4 protein-coding genes are annotated in these 3,448 nt (G+C 74.9%); 3 read left to right on the top strand and 1 reads right to left on the bottom strand.

The features are described from left to right. The first annotated feature begins 6 nt into the window (after positions 1-6). The 3 genes from QQK43_RS22810 to QQK43_RS22800 all read left to right on the top strand — a co-directional run bounded on the left by QQK43_RS22810 (position 7) and on the right by QQK43_RS22800 (position 2,463). The gene (locus QQK43_RS22810; RefSeq protein ID WP_284309581.1) at positions 7-1,047 is read left to right on the top strand and encodes a FecCD family ABC transporter permease; all 1,041 of its coding nucleotides are present in this window, start codon (positions 7-9) and stop codon (positions 1,045-1,047) included. A gap of 102 nt (positions 1,048-1,149) precedes the next feature. Continuing rightward, positions 1,150-1,947: a heme ABC transporter ATP-binding protein gene (locus QQK43_RS22805; protein ID WP_370465343.1), complete on the top strand. Its 798-nt coding sequence runs from the start codon at positions 1,150-1,152 to the stop codon at positions 1,945-1,947. Between the two features lie 54 nt (positions 1,948-2,001). Beyond that, on the top strand, positions 2,002-2,463 hold the full coding sequence (locus QQK43_RS22800; protein WP_284309579.1) for a hypothetical protein: 462 nt from the start codon (positions 2,002-2,004) through the stop codon (positions 2,461-2,463). Here QQK43_RS22800 and QQK43_RS22795 read toward each other — a convergent pair. Next, a partial coding sequence (locus tag QQK43_RS22795) for a DUF1513 domain-containing protein (RefSeq protein ID WP_284309578.1) occupies positions 2,443-3,448 on the bottom strand: 1,006 nt, incomplete at its 5' end. The two genes, QQK43_RS22800 and QQK43_RS22795, sit on opposite strands and share 21 nt — an antisense overlap.

Raw genomic sequence — 3,448 nt, 5'->3', positions numbered from 1 at the left:
CGGGGCGTGGGGCGTGTGCCCGGCCCCTGGCTGCTGGGTCTGCTGGCGGCGCTGCTGGTCGGGGTGTTCGTCTACGCCGCCGGGCGTGGCGCTTACGGCCTGCCGCTGGCCGAACTGCCGGGCGTGCTGGCGGGGCTCGCGGCGCCGGCCGGGGCCGAGCGCAGCGCGGCCGAGTTGGTGTTCTTCAACATCCGGCTGCCGCGTCTGCTGCTGGGGCTGGTGGCCGGCGCCGGACTGGGCATGGCCGGGGCGCTGATGCAGGGCCTGTTCCGCAACCCGCTGGCCGACCCGGGCCTGATCGGCGTGAGCAGTGGCGCGGCGCTCGCGGCCGGTATCACCATCGTGCTCGGGGCGGCCTGGTTTCCCGACCTGCCGCGCGCGCTGGGCAGTTGGACGCTGGTGCTCATGGCCTTTGGCGGCGGGCTGGCCGTCACCGCGCTCATCTACGCGCTCTCGCGCAGCGACGGCGGCACGCGGGTGGGGCTGATGCTGCTGGCCGGTATCGCGGTCAACGCCCTGGCCGGCGCGGGCCTGGGGCTGCTGAACTTTCTGGCCACCGACGAGCAGTTGCGCAACCTGCAGTTCTGGCTGCTCGGCAGCCTGGGCGGTGCACGCTGGAGCGCCGTGGGGCTGGTGGCGGTGCTGACCGGCGTGGCCCTGGCGATCGGCTGGCGGCTGGTCGGGGCGCTCAACGCCCTGGCCCTGGGTGAGGCGCAGGCGGTGCTGCTGGGCGTGCCGGTCGAGCGCATCAAGCGGGTGGTGATCGTCGTCACCGCGCTGGCCGTGGGGGCGGTCACCGCCACCACCGGGATCATCGGTTTCATCGGCCTGGTGGCGCCGCACATGGTGCGCTTGCTGGCCGGGCCGGACCACCGCTGGGTCGTGCCCGGCTCGGCCTTGCTGGGCGCCAGTCTGGTGCTGCTGGCCGACGCCGTGGCGCGCACGGCCCTGCAGCCGGCCGAATTGCCCCTGGGCGTGCTGACCGCGCTGGTGGGGGTGCCGTTTTTCCTGCTGCTGCTCCGGGGTGGCCATGCGCGCGGGCTGTGAACGCCCGGACCTGAAAGGATGCCGCCGATGAATGCCCGTGTGCCCCTGACCTCTCTGGCGCGCCCCGCCGGCCCACCCTGGCCGACCGGGGCGGCCCCTGGCCTGGTGGCACAGGGCGTGGGTGTGCGTGTGGGCGCCAGCCTGCTGCTGCAGGATGTGGATCTGGCACTGGCGCCCGGCGAAGTGGGGGCGGTGCTCGGCCCCAACGGGGCCGGCAAGTCCACCCTGCTGTCGGTGCTGGCCGGTCTGCGCACACCGAGCACCGGCCAGGTCTGGCTGGGCGGGGCGCCGCTGGCCGGGCAGGACCTGTCGGCCCTGGCGCGCTACCGCGCCGTGATGTCGCAGGACACGGCCGTCGCGTTCGACTTCACCGCCCGCGAGGTGGTGGAACTCGGCCGCTATCCGCACCGGCTCCGGCCCTCCCGCCACGAAGCGGGCATCGTCTCGGCCGCGCTGGCGCTGACCGACGTGCAGCACCTGGCCGAGCGGCCGGTGGCCGGCCTCAGCGGCGGTGAGCGGGCGCGGGTGCAACTGGCGCGCGTGCTCGCGCAGATCTGGGAATGGCTGCCCGGCGAGCCGGCCCGCTGGGTGCTGCTGGACGAGCCCACCGCTGCGCTGGACCTGCGCCACCAGCACGAAACGCTGTCCGTCGTGCGCGAATGGGCCCGGCTGCAGGGCGTGGGCGTGCTGACGGTGCTGCACGACCCCAATCTGGCGCTGCGTTATGCCGACCGCGTGTGGGTGCTGGAGCGCGGCCGCCTGCGCGCCAGCGGGCTGCCGCAGGCCGTGCTCTCGCCCGAACTGCTGCACGCGGTGTGGGGCGTGCGGGCGCAGCCGGTGCACGACGCCGACGGCTGCCCGCAACTGCTCATCGCGCCCACGAAGCGGTCCGCCCGGTAGGGGCGGTCCACCCGCCCTCGAGGCTGTTCCCGACAAGGAGGTTTGCCGATGCCGATGTCCCAACCCCTGACGCGGTGGCGCGATGCGCCGCCGGTGCGCGACCTGGTGCACGAACACGGCGTGATGCTGCGGCAGATGGCCGGTCTGCAACAGCGCGTGAGCGCGCACTGCCAGGCACAGGCGGTGCGGGTGGCGGCGCTGGAAAGCCTGAACCTGCGCCTGCAGGCGGAACTGGTGCTGCTGCGCACGGCGATCTTCTGGGGGCTCGGTGCCGGCGCCGTGATGCGGCGTCCCCCCGTGCGCCACCGGCTGCCGGCGCATCCGGCCGAGGCGATGCGCGAAGCCCAGGCCGTCATCTGCCAGACCGGTTGCGTGGGGCATGCCCATCCCTGGCTGCAGGCCGACGGGCAGTGCAGCCGCACCGGCCAGGCCTGTGACCAACTGGAGACCAGCGCGGTGGCGCCCGCCGAAGCCCCCAGGGCGGCCGGGATCGGGTCAGGCGCTGCGGCGGCCTGACGCCCAGGCCAGCCAGTGGTTGTCAAGCTGCAGGCGCGCGCCGGCAGCGGTGTCCGGCGTGGGCGTGGCGACGCTGCTCTGGCCGGTCGCCGTGGTGGCCATGACGTCGCGTTCGCCACCGTTCCACCAGCGCTGGCCGAGGGGCTGCGCCGCCAGCGCGTAGGCCTGGCGGTGGGGGTGCAGCGCCTGCCAGCGGCCCTGGGCGTCGAACAGCGCCAGCGTGTCGGCGCGCGGGCAGCTGACGACGAAGCCGCCGCCCGGGCGGGCGCAGATGTCGCCGCCATAGCCCTGCACGACCGGTTGCTGCTCGGCCGCGCGCAAAGCCCGGCCATCCCACACGGCCAGCACCGGCGCAGCCGCCTTGGCGGTGGCGTCCGGGTGCTCGGCCTGCAGGGCCACGCCGACGCGGCGCGAAACCGGGTCCCAGGCGAGGTGGCGGATGCTCAGGTACGGGTCGTCCAGGCGCCACTGGCCGAGAAGCTGGCCGTCGGCCGGGTCCAGGGCCACCAGCGAGGCGTCCATGCGCCCGAGGTCGCGTTTGGCCCGCCCGGTCTCGGGCAGGGTGGGAATGCCGCCGTTGGCCACGATGAGCGTGCCGGCCGGCAGCCCGGTCACCGCCTCCGGCAGGGCCAGCAGGGCGTGCGGGTCGCGGCCGGCGGTCGCCCATTCGGCCGTTTTCTCCAGACTGCGGGCGTTGCGCACGCCGAGCCGGCCCTGGGTCGTGTCCAGATCGGTTTCGGTGGTCCACAGCGTGGTGCCGTCGGTGCTGGCGATCACGTGGCCGTTGAAGCGGCGGTCGTCGTCGATCCAGTGCCACCGCACCGCGCCGTCACGCGGCTGCCAGCGCAGCAGCCAGTCGCCCGGCCGGCGCGCGGCGGCGAGCACGCTGCCCCCCGGCTCGACCCACAGGCCGTGCGCGCGGGTGGGCACCTCCAGGTGGTGGCGCACCGACCAGTGTGCGCCCGCGACATCGATCAACCCGATG

The sequence above is a fragment of the Hydrogenophaga electricum genome, assembly GCF_030160815.1.
GTDB classification, from domain to species: domain Bacteria; phylum Pseudomonadota; class Gammaproteobacteria; order Burkholderiales; family Burkholderiaceae_C; genus Hydrogenophaga; species Hydrogenophaga electricum.
The sequence above is the reverse complement of the archived record's forward strand: the minus strand, read 5'-3'. Positions and strand labels throughout refer to the sequence as shown.